17 protein-coding genes are annotated in these 15,806 nt (G+C 59.9%); 7 read left to right on the top strand and 10 right to left on the bottom strand.

Annotated elements, in window-relative coordinates; genetic code table 11:
- Positions 1-66: 66 nt before the first annotated feature.
- A complete protein-coding gene (locus tag DXY35_RS01685; protein ID WP_115080623.1) occupies positions 67-1,725 on the bottom strand; it encodes an alpha-D-glucose phosphate-specific phosphoglucomutase in 1,659 nt (552 codons plus the stop codon).
- 85 nt (positions 1,726-1,810) lie between these two features.
- Between DXY35_RS01685 and DXY35_RS01680 the strand changes: the two genes are divergently transcribed.
- Together DXY35_RS01680 and DXY35_RS01675 are read left to right on the top strand one after the other, a co-directional pair.
- A complete protein-coding gene (locus tag DXY35_RS01680) occupies positions 1,811-2,185 on the top strand; it encodes a hypothetical protein (protein WP_244272844.1) in 375 nt (124 codons plus the stop codon).
- Positions 2,186-2,202: 17 nt separating this feature from the next.
- Positions 2,203-2,442 (top strand): hypothetical protein, encoded by a 240-nt coding sequence (locus DXY35_RS01675; RefSeq protein WP_115080621.1) that lies wholly within the window; start codon positions 2,203-2,205, stop codon positions 2,440-2,442.
- A 13-nt stretch (positions 2,443-2,455) separates the two neighbouring features.
- On the opposite strand, the gene DXY35_RS01670 is transcribed toward DXY35_RS01675, so the two are convergent.
- From DXY35_RS01670 to DXY35_RS01630, 9 genes are all read right to left on the bottom strand, one after another.
- On the bottom strand, positions 2,456-2,827 hold the full coding sequence (locus tag DXY35_RS01670) for a hypothetical protein (protein ID WP_115080671.1): 372 nt from the start codon (positions 2,825-2,827) through the stop codon (positions 2,456-2,458).
- A 208-nt stretch (positions 2,828-3,035) separates the two neighbouring features.
- Positions 3,036-5,072: a tetratricopeptide repeat protein gene (locus DXY35_RS01665; RefSeq protein ID WP_244272842.1), complete on the bottom strand. Its 2,037-nt coding sequence runs from the start codon at positions 5,070-5,072 to the stop codon at positions 3,036-3,038.
- 46 nt (positions 5,073-5,118) lie between these two features.
- On the bottom strand, positions 5,119-6,519 hold the full coding sequence (locus DXY35_RS01660) for a phosphatidylserine/phosphatidylglycerophosphate/cardiolipin synthase family protein (protein WP_115080618.1): 1,401 nt from the start codon (positions 6,517-6,519) through the stop codon (positions 5,119-5,121).
- 39 nt (positions 6,520-6,558) lie between these two features.
- Entirely contained in the window at positions 6,559-6,765 is a 207-nt protein-coding gene (locus tag DXY35_RS01655) for a hypothetical protein (RefSeq protein WP_115080616.1), read from the bottom strand.
- Positions 6,756-7,829: a DUF4912 domain-containing protein gene (locus tag DXY35_RS01650; RefSeq protein WP_115080669.1), complete on the bottom strand. Its 1,074-nt coding sequence runs from the start codon at positions 7,827-7,829 to the stop codon at positions 6,756-6,758. Before DXY35_RS01650 ends, DXY35_RS01655 begins: the two co-directional genes overlap by 10 nt.
- 184 nt (positions 7,830-8,013) lie before the next feature.
- Positions 8,014-8,784, bottom strand: a complete 771-nt coding sequence (locus DXY35_RS01645; protein ID WP_371681718.1) for a phycobilisome rod-core linker polypeptide — start codon at positions 8,782-8,784, stop codon at positions 8,014-8,016.
- Between the two features lie 108 nt (positions 8,785-8,892).
- Positions 8,893-9,486, bottom strand: coding sequence for a phycobiliprotein lyase (locus DXY35_RS01640; RefSeq protein WP_115080613.1), 594 nt, complete (start codon positions 9,484-9,486; stop codon positions 8,893-8,895).
- Between the two features lie 82 nt (positions 9,487-9,568).
- Positions 9,569-9,907: a hypothetical protein gene (locus DXY35_RS01635; protein WP_115080611.1), complete on the bottom strand. Its 339-nt coding sequence runs from the start codon at positions 9,905-9,907 to the stop codon at positions 9,569-9,571.
- Positions 9,907-10,551: a metalloregulator ArsR/SmtB family transcription factor gene (locus tag DXY35_RS01630; protein WP_115080610.1), complete on the bottom strand. Its 645-nt coding sequence runs from the start codon at positions 10,549-10,551 to the stop codon at positions 9,907-9,909. The genes DXY35_RS01635 and DXY35_RS01630 overlap by 1 nt, the downstream gene beginning before the upstream one ends.
- Before the next feature lie 158 nt (positions 10,552-10,709).
- Here DXY35_RS01630 and DXY35_RS01625 point away from each other — a divergent pair, with 158 nt between their 5' ends.
- The 5 genes from DXY35_RS01625 to DXY35_RS01605 are packed head-to-tail and all read left to right on the top strand — an operon-like array spanning position 10,710 to position 15,800.
- Positions 10,710-11,066 carry a ferredoxin-thioredoxin reductase catalytic domain-containing protein gene (locus DXY35_RS01625; RefSeq protein WP_038553034.1) on the top strand — a complete coding sequence of 119 codons (357 nt, stop codon included), beginning with the start codon at positions 10,710-10,712 and terminating at the stop codon, positions 11,064-11,066.
- 5 nt (positions 11,067-11,071) lie between these two features.
- The gene (sufB, locus tag DXY35_RS01620) at positions 11,072-12,511 is read left to right on the top strand and encodes a Fe-S cluster assembly protein SufB (RefSeq protein WP_114988686.1); all 1,440 of its coding nucleotides are present in this window, start codon (positions 11,072-11,074) and stop codon (positions 12,509-12,511) included.
- A 42-nt stretch (positions 12,512-12,553) separates the two neighbouring features.
- On the top strand, positions 12,554-13,342 hold the full coding sequence (gene sufC, locus DXY35_RS01615) for a Fe-S cluster assembly ATPase SufC (protein WP_115080608.1): 789 nt from the start codon (positions 12,554-12,556) through the stop codon (positions 13,340-13,342).
- 2 nt (positions 13,343-13,344) lie between these two features.
- Positions 13,345-14,523 carry a Fe-S cluster assembly protein SufD gene (sufD, locus tag DXY35_RS01610; protein WP_115080606.1) on the top strand — a complete coding sequence of 393 codons (1,179 nt, stop codon included), beginning with the start codon at positions 13,345-13,347 and terminating at the stop codon, positions 14,521-14,523.
- A complete protein-coding gene (locus tag DXY35_RS01605; RefSeq protein WP_115080604.1) occupies positions 14,520-15,800 on the top strand; it encodes a SufS family cysteine desulfurase in 1,281 nt (426 codons plus the stop codon). The genes sufD and DXY35_RS01605 overlap by 4 nt, the downstream gene beginning before the upstream one ends.
- Positions 15,801-15,806 lie beyond the last annotated feature (6 nt).

Raw genomic sequence — 15,806 nt, 5'->3', positions numbered from 1 at the left:
CACAAGAGCTATCAAAAAAGCCACCCCTTGGGGTGGCTTTGGCATGTCAGACGTGATGGTCCGGGTTCAGGTGATCACGGTGGGTTGATCCATGCCCGTGCGTTGCTTGATCTCCGCCAGGTCGTTGATGGCACTGATCATGTCCGCCAGGGCGACCTGGGGATCCTGGTTCAGGTCACCGCTGCTGGGCACGTAGCTCTCCAGGTAGACGCGAATCGTGGCGCCTTTGGTGCCTGTGCCAGAGAGGCGCACCACCACCCGGCTGCCGTCGTCCAAAAGAATGCGCAGACCCTGGCCCGTTGTCACAGAACCATCAACCGGATCGGTGTAGCTGAAGTTGTCGGCTGTGCTGATCTTGCGTCCGGCAAAGGCTTGGCCCACCAGGCTGGGCAGCATGGATTCGAGGCGGTCGTAGAGGCCATGGGCGGCGTCGCTGGCGACGGCCTCGTAGTCGTGACGCGAGTAGTAGTGGCGTCCGAAGCGCTTCCAGTGCTCGGCCATGATCTCGGCGACGCTGCAACGGCGCACGGCCAGGATCTGCAGCCAGAACAGCACCGCCCAGAGCCCGTCTTTCTCGCGCACGTGGTTGCTGCCGGTGCCGAAGCTTTCTTCCCCGCAGAGGGTGATCTTGCCGGCATCCAGCAGGTTGCCGAAGAATTTCCAGCCAGTGGGGGTCTCGAAGCAGTCAATCCCCAGCTCCTTGGCCACCACATCCACCGCGGCGCTGGTGGGCATCGAACGGGCCACCCCTGCCAGGCCTTCGGCGTAGGCGGGAGCCACTGTGGCGTTCGCGGTGATCACGGCGAGGCTGTCGCTGGGGTTCACAAAGCAGCGCTGGCCCAGGATCATGTTGCGATCGCCATCGCCGTCGCAGGCGGCTCCGAAGCGGTACTCATCTCCCTCGAGCAGCAGTGCAGCCAGGTCGTGGGCGTAGGTGAGGTTGGGGTCGGGGTGACCGTTACCGAAGTCTTCCAGAGGTGTGCCGTTGCGCACGCTTCCCGCCGGTGCCCCCAGCAGCCTCTCGAACAAGCGAGTGGCGTAGGGCCCGGTGACGGCATGCATGGCGTCAAAGGCCAGGGGGAAGTCGCTGCGAAGCAGATCGCGGATCTGATCGAAGTTGAATAGCTCCTGCATCAGGTCAACGAAATCGTCGACGCCGTCGATCACCTCCACCTGCATCGCGCCGATGTTGTGAAGTCCAGGCGCATTCAGAGGGATTTCTGGAGCCTCAACAATCGTGTATTGCTCCAGGGTTTTGGTGCACTCGAACACTGCATCGGTGAAGGCGGCGGGGGTGGGGCCACCGTTGGCGCCGTTGACCTTGACGCCGAAATCACCGTTCTCACCGCCCGGGTTGTGGCTGGCGGAAAGGATGATCCCGCCGATGGCCTGACGCTGCCGGATCAGATTGGAGGCGGCGGGCGTGGAGAGGATGCCGCCGGTGGTGACGATCACCTTGCTGAGGCCGTGGGCGGCGCCCATCCGCAGGATCACGTCGATGGCACGGCGGTTGCCGTAACGGCCGTCGCCCCCCAGCACCAAGGTGCCGCCTTGCACGCCCGGAAGTGTGCGAAGCGACGCCTCAATGAAGCTCTCCAGGTAATGGGGCTCCTCGAACTGGCGACTGCTCTTGCGTAGGCCGGAGGTCCCAGGCTTCTGGTCGGTGAAAGGGGTGGCCAGGGTCACCTGGCGTTGGGTCGATTCCGCAGGGGCCGAGGTGGTCATCACGACGGATGGGGTTATATGCGGAACCTAAACATGGAAATCCTTTCGCATGGCGTCGGTCGCGACCAGTTGACGCCGCTACCCTTTGGCCCGCACCTATTGCGACGACCATGCATCGCTGTTTGCTGCTGATGTTCGTCGGAATGGCCTGCACTACCTCTTCAGTTGTTGCATCACAGAGCTGGCAACGGTCCCTTCCCCTGCCGGAGGCCTCTCAGGAGAACGTGACTGCTGCCAATGCTGTAATCATCAGTCAGGTTCGGAAGAATGCCTGCGCGGCAAGTTTTCCAATGCCATCTTGAGACTGTCCAACAGTTGTGATGTCTCGGGCCACTCCTCCACCGCGTGTGAGTTGGCCTCCGAAATTGCTGGTCAGGAAAGCGAACTCAGCATGGGCGACATGATCGCTGCATCCGAGACCCTGCTCGATCTGCTTGGTGATTCGGAGACGTCCCACTGATCGCCTCTGTTTCTTCGATGGACGTCACCCATCCCGGTTCCAAGCCACTCGACGCTGATCAACTCAGTCTTCTCGAGACGTTTCGCGGCAAGGTGGATTCCAGAATCACAAGCCACGGACTGACCGCCGCCGACGTGCAGATGTTTGTGGACGAAATCAAGAAGCACCCCGACGTCAGCGTTGCGCTTCTGGATGCAGTTCGCGGAGAGGTCGCCACCCTGATGCAGGGACAACGGTTCAGCTTCGACTTTGATTGACGCCCAGTCGGGCTCAGGCCTGACGTGATTTGGGCTTCCCTTTTTTCATCACAGGCTCGGCGCAGACCCTTGGGATCCGCCGGGCGGTGTTGGTGATGGCGTCCTTACGGCGAAAGTCGTTGCTGTTGGCAACCTTGGCTTCATCCATCAGGGACCACAGCACGTCTTTGCAGAGCCCCGGCAACCTGGAGTGATCCATCAAAGGGTCGGCCAGCTGACGCACCCGCGCGCAGGCTTGCGTTGAGTTGTCGCGGGAGCAGGCGTAGGCGGCCAGCTCAATGCTGCGCAATTGGTTCTTGCTGGGCCAGGGCTCGTAGGGCTCAGCCGCGGTCGCCGGACTGGTCATGGCGAGCAGCAGCAGGACGCGTGTGATCGTGGATGTCATGGGACCAGTCTGGCGTTCTTTTGCGCAGTTGAGCCAATCAATCGTTTGGACGATCAATCAGCGAAGTACTGGACGATGCCTTGATGATGAAAGTCTCCGAATGATCTGCTCGTCTCAGGCCAGAAAAATCATTCGTTTCCGTTCGTTGATAGCAATAGGTGGTTTTGTCATTAGTTGCTTTGGTCTTCGTTTGCCTTCGCGAATCTTCCTACAAAGGTTTGTAGGCCCAGAATTGATACATGCTTTGAAAAGTTGATGGATTGTTGCTCTCGAATTCACCCCAGTTGCTGAGTGAGGTGCCATTGGAGTCTTTGGGGAAGCAGTGCTGGTAAGCAGCTTTGATGGATTTCGGAAGCATGAATCCGCAAAATGCCAAGTGCTCGGCCTCTAAAAGTTTTTTCAAGGTCTCGGTGGTGAACTGATGCTCCTGAACGTGAAAGCAAAGGTCGCGACACTCGGAGAGCGAATAGAAGTCACTCGCAAGTTCAGATAAATCTTTTAGTTCGTGCCGATCATCGTCAAACACTTGCTTGCGAAAATCTCTGATGCCTTCTGGTGTGCTTTGAATGCCCAGGTTTTTGATCAGTTTTCGTGCTGCAGAGACTTTCTGTCTGGCAAGTTTGCTGTAAAGGCCAATCTTGAAATAGCCTCCCGGCTTGAGTTTGCTGTTCAGTGCTGCCAGGCCCTCGGCGGGGTTTTGCATGTGATGCAGAACCCCGCTGCACTCAATCACGTCGTAGATGTCTTGGAGCTGATTAGCATCCAGGATGTCCAGTTGCTGGAGCCGAACATTGCGCATGTTGGCCTCCTGAACTTTTCTTGCTGCATAGGCAAGGCTGTTGGTGCTGATATCAATTGCCGTGATTTGCACATTTTTATAGCGACTGGCGTTAATGATTTGGTTGCCCGTTCCGCATCCGGCGATCAAGATCTTTGGGCTGGAGTTGGGTATTGAGAGCTCATTGCAGAAGGAGGGATTTTCAATGGTTGTCTCTAGGGAGATGAACTCGGCTGTTGGTTTTGCAAAAAGCGGGTGAGTATGGTCTGCGTGTTTGTATCGAGGGTAGGGGTTTTCTTCGTACATTTGTTGTACGTCGAGTGACACCTCATTGGTTATTTTCTTGCTATGGCCGAGGCGGGCTTTGATGCCCTGCTCTGTTTCGACCTCGTTGAATTGGGTGTTGACGAAGGCTTTGCTCTCATCGCTGTTGACGGGATATGAGTTGATTGCTTCTTTCGTGGTGATGCTGTGGAGTGGGCGATAGCAGCCAATCATGGGCAAGTATTCATTGAAAGCCCCTTGGCTCTTCTTCGCATCTTTAATCAGATCGTTGATCCATTGTTGCTCCTCGTCTGATTGCCAATAGACGTATTCATTGAGGAAGCATTGCGTCGCAAGCGCCTCCAGCAGGGGTTTGAGCTCTGGGGGTGTAGAGCTGTGGTTTTTGATGTGCGCCAGGAATTCTTTTCTTAGGCGTGTGAGGAATTCCTCTGTCTCCTTGTGGGTTGGGATCAGTAAGGTCAGCGCTGTTCTGAACCTCCAGTCTGATGCGAGGCGATGAAAGGCCTGGTTTTGGTCTGAAATGATTGGGTTTGAACCTGCGGCCGCTTGGATGTCATCCAGGTGGACTTGCACGAAGAGTTGGCCGATTTTGCGGTGGGAAAAGTCATCGCAATTGAGAAGCTTTTCGTAGGCTTTGTTGGCGGAGTCTCTGTTGAATGCGTTGACCTCGATGTCGCTGGCGAGGCTTTTCAGGTTCTGCAGCGCTTCGATGTTGCCTTCATCGCATTCAATGGCCTTGATGGTGGCTATTAGCGCTTCGTCTGTTTTTCCGAGGTCTCTGTAAATACTGCCAAGATTCATCTGGGCAGTTGATGACGCATGATCCAGATCGAGTGATTTCAGTGTGAATTGCAGTGCTTGATCAAGATTTCCGATGTCCCGGTATAGATTGCCGATGTTGCTGTAAATCTGGGGGTCTTCAGGCTCGAATTCCAGAGCTTGTTCATAGTGTTCCAGGGCTTCATTAATTCGGCCGCTGTTTTTGCAAAGGATTCCAAGATTGCAATACACGGCAGGATCAGATGTTCCTGCGGTGATCATTTTTTTGTAAATCGCTTCGGCTTCTCTGAGCCGGCCTGTCTTGTGAGAATAAATGGCTTGATTGAACCATTTCTGAAAGTTCAGTTGCGGCTTTTTTTTTGATTTTCCTGCTTTACCATCTACTCCTCCAAAACCAGCCACTACATTTTCCTGCTTTTGGTTGAGTTTAAGGCTAAGCCAGTTCTCCTTACCGTCTCATTGCTCCGTCTCCGCATCGAATCTTTTGATGCTCAAGTTTGCGTTGGATGTGTGGTGTGATCCCCAGTTCAGCGCTCTCCCAAAGTCGATCCATCTCATGGGTGAAGTGTTTGGCGAGTTGCGGTGAGTGGATCACCAGCAAGGTTTCGTCGTTGGTGTGGGCAGCGGAGGGCGACCAATTGAAGCTCCCCGTGATCACCGTTTTGTTGTCGATCACGGCGAACTTGTGGTGCAGCTTGTCGCCACGGGCGAGGCGAGGGGTGCCGATCCCTTTCAGGCCATGCTCCAGTGGGCGATTGCCAGCTTCCACTTTGCAGGTGTGATCTGGAAGGCTGACCCCTAGCAGGTCGAGCACTTCTGAAAACGGGCGGCTTGCAAACCCCGGATCCGCAACCAGCCTGATCTCAACGCCTTGCTTCATTTGCTCCCGCAGCGCGTTGGTGAGTTGCTGTGCAGAGAACACAAACAGGGCCATATCAATGCTCTTTTTTGCGGCTTTCAATTGCTCTGCCAACAGGTTGAGCCCGTGATTCCGATCCTTCTTGGGATGGGGTGAAAAAAGCACATCCACGCGGATGTCCCCCACCTGCACGGTTTGCACGCTTCCCTTTGCTTTCTGCAGACCAAAACGACTGTCCTGCGCGCCGCCGGGGCCATCGCCCCACATCTGGGCGAATTCCTGACGGAACATCAGGGCCAGCTCAGGGCTGTTGATTTGCAGCAGGTGATTCACATTGCCGCGGCTTGAGGGCCGCCCCGTATCACCGTGGAGGCCGGAGCTGGTGAGATTGGCGCTGCCTGTAATCACTGTTGTTTGGTCGATCACCAGAAACTTGTGGTGCATCAGGCCGCTGCCGCTGCTGCCGTCTTCGGTGTCGTCAATCAGTGGAATGTTCGCTGCTTGGAGTAGCGCCACGGCATCACCTTGGACTGCTTCGTCCGCAGTGGTGGTGCCGTCGCGATCGCTGTCGGCCAAGCGGTTCAACTGATGCCAGCGCTGTCGTTCCCGTTGGTTCAACCGGCTGGGTCGTTGCTCACTCCAGGCCTGCCGGTAGTTGTTCTCGAGGATCACCTGAACAAGAACACCGCGGTGTTTTGCCGCGATCAGGGCCTGGGCAACCCTTGGCAGGCTCAGCTCCTGAACGGCCACCAGCACCTCCTCGGTGGCGCCATCAATGGCTTCAATCAGCCATGCCTCCATGTCGTCACCATTGCGCCACTCCCCTGTCAGGGGTGAGCGGTAGCGCGATCTGGCGTTGTGATTGAAGACAACATCGATCTGCTTGGGCATCGGCAGTTCTGCCGGAGCCATGCCCACGATCGATCCCGGCTGGCTGCAGCCACCGCAGACAAGAGCCGCTGCTATCCAACCCAGCGTGTTCTTCAACATCGAGACCAAGACCTTGCCTTGATCAGAGTTCCCCGATTTTCAGTGGGGCATCTCCGATGTCTTCAGCATCGCCACAAACCAAAGTCCACTCAGAACGAGGGCGACGCCCACACCGGCTCCGATGCCCACCCGGGCCATCACCAAAGGCACCACCAACGGAAAAACCATCGCCCCCGCGAGGGGGGTGATGGCCACGAACCAGCGCAGGGTTGCTGGTGCTTTGGAATCGGAAGGGTTCAGAACCACTCGGCGCGGGCTTCGCTGGCAGGGTTGCTGTTGTCTTCAGGGGTCTCACGCTTGAAGTTGAGCGTGATGTTGCGCTTCTGTTCTCCATCGGAAGCCGTGGCTTGGATGGCATACATCTGCTCGCCATCCCGGAACGGCACTTGAATTCGGAAAGTACCGTCTGTGGATAGAGGCACTTCTTCGCCACCGATGGTGAGGCGAGCGGAAGGGTCGGTGGCGCCGTAGACGATCAGTTCGGCATCAGCCACCAGCCAGAAGGAGCGTTGGCGGGGAGCAACGCCACCAAGGCCAGACTCGTTTCGTCCGCTGGCCCAGAGGCCAGCCCCCGAGTCATTCAAGCCACTGCTGTCGCCGGAAACGTCAAAGCCCTCCTGGAATTCTTCCGAGCCAACCCGACGGCGGCGGAACTGAACCGTGGCGCTTTGGTAGAGCCGCTCGTGCAGGCCACTGTTGCTGGACTCGATCGGCGCGACGGGAGCTGGAGCGGATTCAGCCGGTGCTGCCTCAAGGCTGAAGGGGACGAACTGATCAAGGATCTGCTCGCTCGGGTGAAGAGCAGGCACGCGGGCCACGGAGGAGAAGGCCAGGGACATCCAGCTGGCGCCGATGCGATAGCCCAACTCCACCCGGTAATCCCGGTCACAGAGAGGCACTGGCAGGTACCACTCGGTGCTGTGGCTGTCGACGGGGACTTCCTGGAGGGTGTGGGGATGGGCATTGCCGTCTTGCATGCCGGTCACGTCAGCCAGGCGCAGGCAAAGTCGGCTGGCGCCGTCCTTCTGGGCCACCTTGCGATCGGCGTCGGAAATTTCCCAGAACACGTAGGCCCACTGGGGGTCGCGAGGCAGGAACACCACGCGGGTGTCGCTGCTGCCCATGGCCGGCGCATTGAGTTCCGCCTCGATCGCCTTTAGATCTCCACCACGCTTTTGCTGACGCTGGGCAACCTCGTCGACCAGGGTCTCCTTGCTTTTGCGGCTGTAGAGCGGCACCCCTAGGTCGCTGGCGATCTGACGCAGTTGACGAAGGGTGAGACGTGCCAGGGATGACAGGGTTTGGGACACGTCCAAAAACTCCAGGTTTCGTTTGGGATCATTGTGATCCGAAAAATTCCTTTTCGAAGCGTGAAGGGGCCAAGGGTCAGTGGATGCTGACCACTGGATGAACTTCGATCCCGGGGATCACAGTCAGAGACACAAAAAAAGCGGAGCCGAAGCCCCGCTTTTCTGAACAAGTTTGGTGCTGGGATCAGCGGCCGATGGTGCGATAAGGCACCTTGGTCAGGTAGTCCATATCGGCGCTGGTGCTTGGGCCGACTCGGCGGGGATTGCCGATTTCGCTCACCCAGGCCATGTAGTCCTGCGGAGACCCACCCTTTCTGATCTTTGCGCGTTCCGGCAGCCGCTTGGCAGGCCCGCCAGTAAAAACGAGTTGGGGGAAGCCAAGAATGTTCCGGTAGTACTCGTCGTAGCGGGGGGTGGTGATGTTGAAGGGAGTGTCACCGAGCTCGCGGCCGGGAAGCACGCGGTTCCGCTGGTAGGGAACCGTGTCGTAACCGAAGGCGTCGAGGTACTCGGTGCTGTCAAGCAGAACATCCACCAGACCTTCCAGGCCTTTGGTCGCAATCACGATCGACCAGGAGAGCTCTTCACCCTTGCCGTTCACCTTGCGGCCAAGAATTCGTTCGCAGAGATGGCGAACAACCTTGTAGTTGCTGTTGAATCCGTAGAAGGTGCGCTTGAAGGTGTCGGAGAGCAGCAGGCCGCGAATGAAATCGCGAACGGTGATCTGGCCATCCTTCAGCTGGGACTCAAGGTTGACGTCCCGATCGGTTTTGAAGGCGTGGAAAAAGATCTGCCGGTAGGCGGCCTCCACGACGGTGTCGAAATTGTCGCGATCGTCTGCGATTTCCAGGGAGTAAGCCCGGGATCCCTCGTCGGAGCCGACACGAAGGTTCGGAACACCTGACCTCAGGGAGTTCTGAGTAATCGGTGCGTACTCCAGAAGAGGAATGGCCACGCGAGCTACAGCATCCACTGTGGGCGATCGTAGAAGTGCTCGGTCTTGCCCCCTTCAGCTGCTGTTGCAGCGATTACATGCCGTAATACTTTCTCTAAGTACTTCTGCTTACCAGCCGAAGGGGGCAAGGGTGGCTCCGTTTGAAGCCATCACCGGGCTGGGCTGGTCAACATCGTCCAGCTGCCGGGTCTCGATGCAGAAGGAGGCGTTGTTGGAGAGCCCCTGCACCGTGCTGGTGCGCAGCCGCACGTTCTCGCTGGCGAACCAGAAGCGCTCCAGCGAGCTCATCATTTCGTAGTCCGTCGTGAGGATCAGGCCGTTTTCGTCATCCATTCGGAACTGACCCGCCACCGGCGCTTTCTCGGCGTAACCGCGATCCCGCAGCAGCAGTCCCCGTCGTCCCGTTTCGTCTTTGGGGATCAGTCCGAACATGGTCTGGTCTTCGTGGGATTCACCGGCCCGATCCCAGGCCATCGATCCGCTCCAGCGCACCCAGCAGCCCCCCACGACCTGCTCAACGCTGGCGTTGTTGCGTTCGGCGATCTCCGCAAGGCGTTCGTCGCCCTTCAGCAGTTCCTCTACAACGATGAAGGAGGCGCCGGCTTCGGCGCGGCGATGCAGCAGGTGGTGCTGGCTGCGCTGTGAGGTCCAGCGGCCACAGCTCAGGCGAAAGAAGCTGAGGGCGTCCGAGATCTCAAGCATCGCCGGCGTTGAGGAAGTGAGTTGATGATGGCAGCCCGAACCGGTCAGTCACGACAGCCCAGCCCCCCCCACGGCAGCCATGTCAGCCACGGCAGCGGGCTTCGGCGGCGCTGATCAGATCGTCGAGGGTCAGCGCCAATGGAGGCTTGCCCAGTTCAAGCGCCAGTTGATCCAGCTGATCGGCGGCAGCGTTGAGCTGCAGCAGCAAGGTGTCGAGGAATGCCGGATCGTCAGCGACCACGGGTTGCTGCTGGCACCAGCGGCGCCGTTGGTTTTCGTCGGGGATTGCACCAGTGCTCCCTGGAGCGGCCATGGATTGAAAGCTGTCCAGGCAGTGGCTCAGCAGCCGCAGGTGATGGCGATCGAGCTGGGGCAGCAAGGTGGAGTCGATGCGTTCAATCGCGGCTCGGTCGATGGCCATCAGCCCTGCGCCAGCGGAGTGATGCGGAAGCCGCAGGCGTGGCCGCCCTCGAGCCGCCAATGCACCCGTTCCACCCGGCAGTCCGGCACGGTGCGGCGAATCAGCAGCAATTCCTGGTCGCAGACCGCGGGAAATTCCTCAGCAATGCGCTGCACCGAACAGTGGGCCTCCTCGAGCCGCCAACTCACGCCGTCGTCGTCCCGGCTGCAGACGGTCACATAGCCCTCGTCGCGTCGCAGCCGTGCCAGGTGTTCGAGGCGAGCTTCCAAGGAGGCTTCGCCAAGGCTTTGCCGGTACTGGCTGGCCTTCGACTCCGCCTGCTGATTGAGCAGCTGGCGCACCGTCGCTTCGGGGAGATGGCTGCGCATCGAATCCAGCAGGCCAAGGGCGAAGCGGCCGCTGCCATCGGGGAACTGGGCCCGTCCTTCGTCGGTGAGGCACCAGCGGTTGCTGGGTCGACCTGGGCCGCTGGCATTGCTGCTGGCGCAGACCAGGCCGCTGTCGGCGAGGGAGCGCAGGTGTCGCCGCATGGCCTGAACCGAAATGCCCACGGCATCGGCAAGGGCGCCAGCGTCTTCCTCCCCGCGCTCCAGCAGCAGGGAGAGCACGGCGTCGCGGGTGCTGGCGGGGGCCGAGGCGCTCATGAGGAGGCGAAACCTCCCCACACGATGCCATCGAATTGCCACGTCATGTCGGCCGTGTTGAGGGTCACAATGGGGAGCCCGCTGACCGGAAGCCTGTTGGCCTAGGCTTCCAGTAAGGAAACCGCGGGGTTTCGTAATTCGCCGCTCCCTCCACCTCCATGTCCGACGCCCCTCAAGAGCCGACAGCAGAAAGCCTGGAGGTCATCCGCAAGTTCGCTGAAACCTACGCCCAGCGCACCGGCACGTATTTCTGTGCTGACCCCAGCGTCACCGCCGTTGTTCTGAAGGGTCTGGCGCGTCACAAGGACGATCTGGGCGGAGCGCTGTGCCCTTGCCGCCATTACGAAGACAAGGAGGCCGAGGTCTCCCAGGCCTTCTGGAACTGCCCCTGCGTTCCGATGCGCGAGCGCAAGGAATGCCACTGCATGCTCTTCCTCACCGAGGACAACCCCTTCGCTTGCCCTGAGAAGACGCAGACCATCACCACCGAAACGATCAACGCCACCGCCGGCTGAGCTGAATGACCAGTACCTCCACACGGGATCTCGTCAGCCAGCCGTACAAGTACGGCTTCGTCACCGAGATCGAGACCGACAAGATCGCCAAGGGTCTCAGTGAAGAGGTCGTTCGCCTGATCTCGGCCAAAAAAGAGGAGCCGGATTTCCTGCTGCAGTTCCGGCTCAAGGCGTTTCGCCACTGGCTCACCCTCGAGGAACCGGACTGGGCTGCCTTGGGTTATCCCGAGATCGACTACCAAGACATCGTTTATTACGCGGCTCCCAAGCAGCAGGAGAAGAAGGCCAGCCTCGATGAAGTGGATCCGAAGCTGCTGGAAACCTTCGACAAGCTCGGCATCCCGCTGAGCGAGCAGAAGCGCCTCAGCAACGTGGCGGTGGACGCTGTTTTCGACAGCGTTTCGATTGCCACCACCTACAAGGAGAAGCTGGCTGAACACGGTGTGGTGTTCTGCTCCTTCAGTGAGGCGGTCAAGGAGCATCCCGAGCTGATCGAGCGCTACCTCGGCACGGTTGTCTCCAGCAACGACAACTATTTCGCCGCCCTGAACTCAGCTGTGTTCAGCGACGGATCCTTTGTCTTCATCCCGAAGGGCGTTGAGTGCCCGATGGAGCTCTCCACCTACTTCCGGATCAATTCCGGCGACACCGGACAGTTCGAGCGCACCTTGATCGTGGCCGAAGAGGGTGCCTCGGTGAGTTATCTCGAGGGCTGCACGGCACCGATGTTCGACACCAACCAGCTGCATGCGGCGGTGGTGGAGCTAGTGGCCCTCGACGACGCTTCAATCAAATATTCCACGGTTCAGAACTGGTACGCCGGTGATGAAAACGGCGTCGGCGGGATCTACAACTTCGTGACCAAACGAGGCCAGTGCCGCGGTGATCGCAGCCGCATCAGCTGGACCCAGGTGGAGACCGGTTCTGCCATCACCTGGAAGTACCCCAGTTGCGTGCTCCAGGGTGCTGATTCGGTGGGTGAGTTCTATTCCGTGGCCCTCACCAACAACTGCCAGCAGGCCGACACCGGCACCAAAATGGTCCATGTTGGACCGCGCACTCGCTCCACGATTGTGAGCAAGGGCATCAGTGCAGGCCGCTCCAGCAACAGCTACCGCGGTCTTGTGCAGATGGGGCCCAATGCCAAGGGCGCCCGCAACTACAGCCAGTGCGATTCGATGCTGATCGGCGATCAAGCCGCCGCGAACACTTATCCCTACATCCGTTCCCAGCAGCCGCAGGCGGCCATCGAGCACGAGGCCAGCACCTGTCGCATCTCCGAAGATCAGCTCTTCTACCTGCAGAGCCGTGGCATCGGGTTTGAAGAGGCCGTCTCGATGATGGTCAGCGGCTTCTGCCGCGATGTCTTCAATCAGCTGCCCATGGAGTTTGCCGCTGAGGCCGACAAATTGCTGGCCCTCAAACTTGAGGGGTCCGTGGGCTGATCCCCTCCCCCACCTTGTCTCTGTTTTCTAACGACGCCTTCCGTGATTCGCCCTGACGCTGAGCTTCTGCTCGACATCCAAGACCTGCATGCTTCTGTCGAAGACAAGCCCATCCTCAAGGGGGTGAATCTGCAGGTGAGGGCTGGTGAAGTCCATGCCGTGATGGGTCGCAACGGCAGTGGCAAGAGCACGCTCTCCAAGGTGTTGGCCGGGCATCCGGCCTACCGGGTCACGGGCGGCAGCGTTCGTTATCGCGGCCAGGATCTGTTTGAGCTGGAGCCTGAAGAGCGTGCCCGTCTGGGGGTGTTCCTCGGATTTCAGTACCCCGTTGAAATCCCTGGCGTCAGCAACCTGGAATTCCTGCGGGTGTCCACCAATGCCCGGCGCGAAAAACAGGGGGAAGAGGAGCTCGACACCTTTGCCTTCGAGGATCACGTGCACGACAAACTCAAGGTGGTGCAGATGGACCCTGCCTTCCTTGAGCGCAGCGTGAATGAAGGCTTCTCCGGGGGCGAGAAAAAGCGCAACGAGATTCTGCAGATGGCGCTGCTGGAGCCCGTGGTGGCGATTTTGGATGAAACCGATTCCGGCCTGGATATCGATGCCCTGCGCATCGTGGCCGGTGGTGTGAACCAGCTGGCGACGGAAGACAATGCCACGCTGCTGATCACCCACTACCAACGTCTTCTCGACGAGATCACTCCGGACTATGTGCATGTGATGGCGGCAGGCCGGATCCTGCGCACCGGCGGACGGGAGCTGGCCCTTGAGCTGGAGCAGACCGGATACGACTGGGTGGATCAGGAGCTGGCCGCTCAGGGAGCAGCTTGACCATGGCGAGCAGTGTTCTGGCGCCAGTACAGGAGCGCGGTCGAGCCGCTCTCGAACAGCTTGGTCTGCCCAACCGCCGCCAGGAGCCTTGGCGCCTCACCGACCTCAAACGGCTTGCGGCGGTCTCGGAATTGCCGGCCAGTGCTTCGTCATTGTCGACGTCTCTGCCCGCCAGCCTGGATGGGGTGACCCGTCTGGTGCTCAATGGTTTTGATGATCCCCTGGCCGTCCAGGGGCTTCCGGAAGGAATCACGGCGCTGAATGCTGAAGAGCTGCAGCAGGCCCTCGGCCACACCCTCGATCGCTGCGGTTGTGCCCAGGTCTGGCCCGTGGAGTTCAACCACGCCAAAGCCCAGCAGATCCTGGCCCTCAGGGTGCGGGGAAGGGTTGGTCCGTTGGAGCTGGTGCTGGCGGCCGGTGCCGGGTTGAACGCCACGCGGGTGTTGCTACTGCTGGAGGAAAAGGCTGAGCTGGAGCTGATGCAGGTGCTGCTGGCTGAGGGGGCGTCGGCCCATAGCCATGTGCTGGAAGTGCATCTGGGACAGGAGGCCCAGCTGCGCCATGGCGTGCTAGCGACGGCGGATGGCGCGTCATCGCTGATGGCCCATTTGGCTGTGGAGCAGGAGCCCCGCAGCTCCTATGCCCTCACTTCGGTGGTTCAGGGCTGGAATCTGGGACGGGTGGAGCCCCGGGTGGTGCAGGTGGATGGCCAGGCAGAGACCGTGCTTAAAGGTCTGGCCGTCACCGGCGCCGAGCAGCAGCTGGCCACCCACACCGCGGTGCGCTTCGACGGGCCGGAGGGGGAGCTGGATCAGTTGCAGAAATGCCTGGCCGGCGGCCAGTCCCACGCGATTTTTAACGGTGCCATCAGTGTTCCCCGCGATGCTCAGCGCACCAACGCCGCCCAATTGAGCCGCAACCTGCTGCTGTCTGATCGGGCCCGGGTGGACACCAAGCCCGAGCTGGAGATCGTGGCGGACGATGTGCGCTGCGCCCACGGCGCCACCGTGTCGCAGCTTCAGGACGATGAGCTGTTCTATCTCCAGAGCCGGGGCATTGCTGCGGCGGATGCAACGGCGCTGCTGCTGCGCGGGGCCTGCCAGGAGGTAATCGCCCAGCTTCCTGCTGCCGCGCAGGCGTGGCGCCCCCTGGAGCGCGTGATGGAGAGCCTCGCCCCATGACGATTGCCGCCGAAGCACGTTCAAGTGCTGATTTCGTGGACATATCGTCTCGATATCGTGCTGATTTTCCGATTCTCGAGCAGCTGGCTCCGGACGGCCGCCCGCTGATCTATCTCGATCATGCTGCCACCAGCCAGAAGCCCCGTCAGGTGCTCGAAGCGCTGCAGCAGTACTACAGCTGCGACAACGCCAACGTGCATCGCGGTGCGCACCAGCTCAGTGCCCGTGCCACCGATGCCTTTGAGGCGGCCCGCAGCACGACGGCGGCCTTCGTGGGTGCGGCCAGTTCCCGCGAGATTGTCTTCACCCGCAATGCCAGCGAAGCCATCAATCTGGTGGCGCGCACCTGGGGTGACGCCAACCTCAAGCAGGGGGACGAAATTCTCCTCACGGTGATGGAGCACCACAGCAACCTGGTGCCCTGGCAGCTGTTGGCGCAGCGCACCGGCTGCGTGCTTCGCCATGTGGGTATCACCGAATCCGGTGAGCTGGATCTGGAGGATTTTCGGGCCCAGCTCAATGAGCGCACCCGACTGGTGAGCCTGGTGCACATCAGCAATTCCCTTGGTTGCTGCAATCCCTTGGATCAGGTGATCCCCGCAGCCCATGCCGTTGGCGCCTGTGTGCTCGTGGATGCCTGCCAGAGCCTGGCCCACAAGCCGATTGATGTGGCGGCCATAGACGCCGACTTTCTTGTCGGCTCCTCCCACAAGCTCTGCGGCCCCACTGGCATGGGTTTCCTTTGGGCGCGGGAGTCGCTGCTGGAGGCGATGCCTCCCTTTTTGGGCGGTGGGGAGATGATTCAGGACGTTTTCTTGGACCACAGCACCTGGGCGGTGTTGCCCCACAAGTTCGAAGCGGGCACCCCTGCCATTGGCGAGGCGGTGGGCATGGGTGCCGCGATTCGCTATCTGCAGGCGGTGGGTCTGGAGGCGATTCAGGCCTGGGAAGCTGAGCTCACCCGGCATCTGTTCGCCCGGTTGCAGGCCATTGATGGTGTGAGGGTCCTGGGGCCGACGCCGGATCAGCAGCCCGAGCGAGGTGCCCTCGCCACATTCCTTGTGGATGGCGTGCATGCCAACGACATTGCCGCTCTGATCGATGCGTCGGGGATCTGCATCCGCAGTGGTCACCACTGCTGTCAGCCCCTGCACCGTATGTATGACGTGACGGCTTCAGCGCGGGCCAGTCTGAGCTTCACCAGCACTTTTGAAGAGATCGACCGCTTCAGCGAAGAGCTCGCTTCCACGGTCGCTTTTCTGCGAGAGCACAGCTGAGCTAGC

Origin of the sequence: Synechococcus sp. N32 (assembly GCF_900473895.1) — a bacterium.
Classification (GTDB): Bacteria; Cyanobacteriota; Cyanobacteriia; order PCC-6307; family Cyanobiaceae; genus Parasynechococcus.
This window is presented reverse-complemented; position numbering and strand designations above follow the sequence as displayed.

Coding starts and splice junctions, on each gene's coding strand:
- sufD (WP_115080606.1), top strand. CDS start 13,345: ATGGCGAGCAGTGTTCTGGCGCCAGTACAGGAGCGCGGTCGAGCCGCT.
- sufB (WP_114988686.1), top strand. CDS start 11,072: ATGACCAGTACCTCCACACGGGATCTCGTCAGCCAGCCGTACAAGTAC.
- DXY35_RS01670 (WP_115080671.1), bottom strand. CDS start 2,827: ATGACATCCACGATCACACGCGTCCTGCTGCTGCTCGCCATGACCAGT.
- DXY35_RS01675 (WP_115080621.1), top strand. CDS start 2,203: ATGGACGTCACCCATCCCGGTTCCAAGCCACTCGACGCTGATCAACTC.
- DXY35_RS01635 (WP_115080611.1), bottom strand. CDS start 9,907: ATGGCCATCGACCGAGCCGCGATTGAACGCATCGACTCCACCTTGCTG.
- DXY35_RS01625 (WP_038553034.1), top strand. CDS start 10,710: ATGTCCGACGCCCCTCAAGAGCCGACAGCAGAAAGCCTGGAGGTCATC.
- DXY35_RS01605 (WP_115080604.1), top strand. CDS start 14,520: ATGACGATTGCCGCCGAAGCACGTTCAAGTGCTGATTTCGTGGACATA.
- DXY35_RS01630 (WP_115080610.1), bottom strand. CDS start 10,551: ATGAGCGCCTCGGCCCCCGCCAGCACCCGCGACGCCGTGCTCTCCCTG.
- DXY35_RS01685 (WP_115080623.1), bottom strand. CDS start 1,725: ATGACCACCTCGGCCCCTGCGGAATCGACCCAACGCCAGGTGACCCTG.
- DXY35_RS01640 (WP_115080613.1), bottom strand. CDS start 9,486: ATGCTTGAGATCTCGGACGCCCTCAGCTTCTTTCGCCTGAGCTGTGGC.
- DXY35_RS01660 (WP_115080618.1), bottom strand. CDS start 6,519: ATGTTGAAGAACACGCTGGGTTGGATAGCAGCGGCTCTTGTCTGCGGT.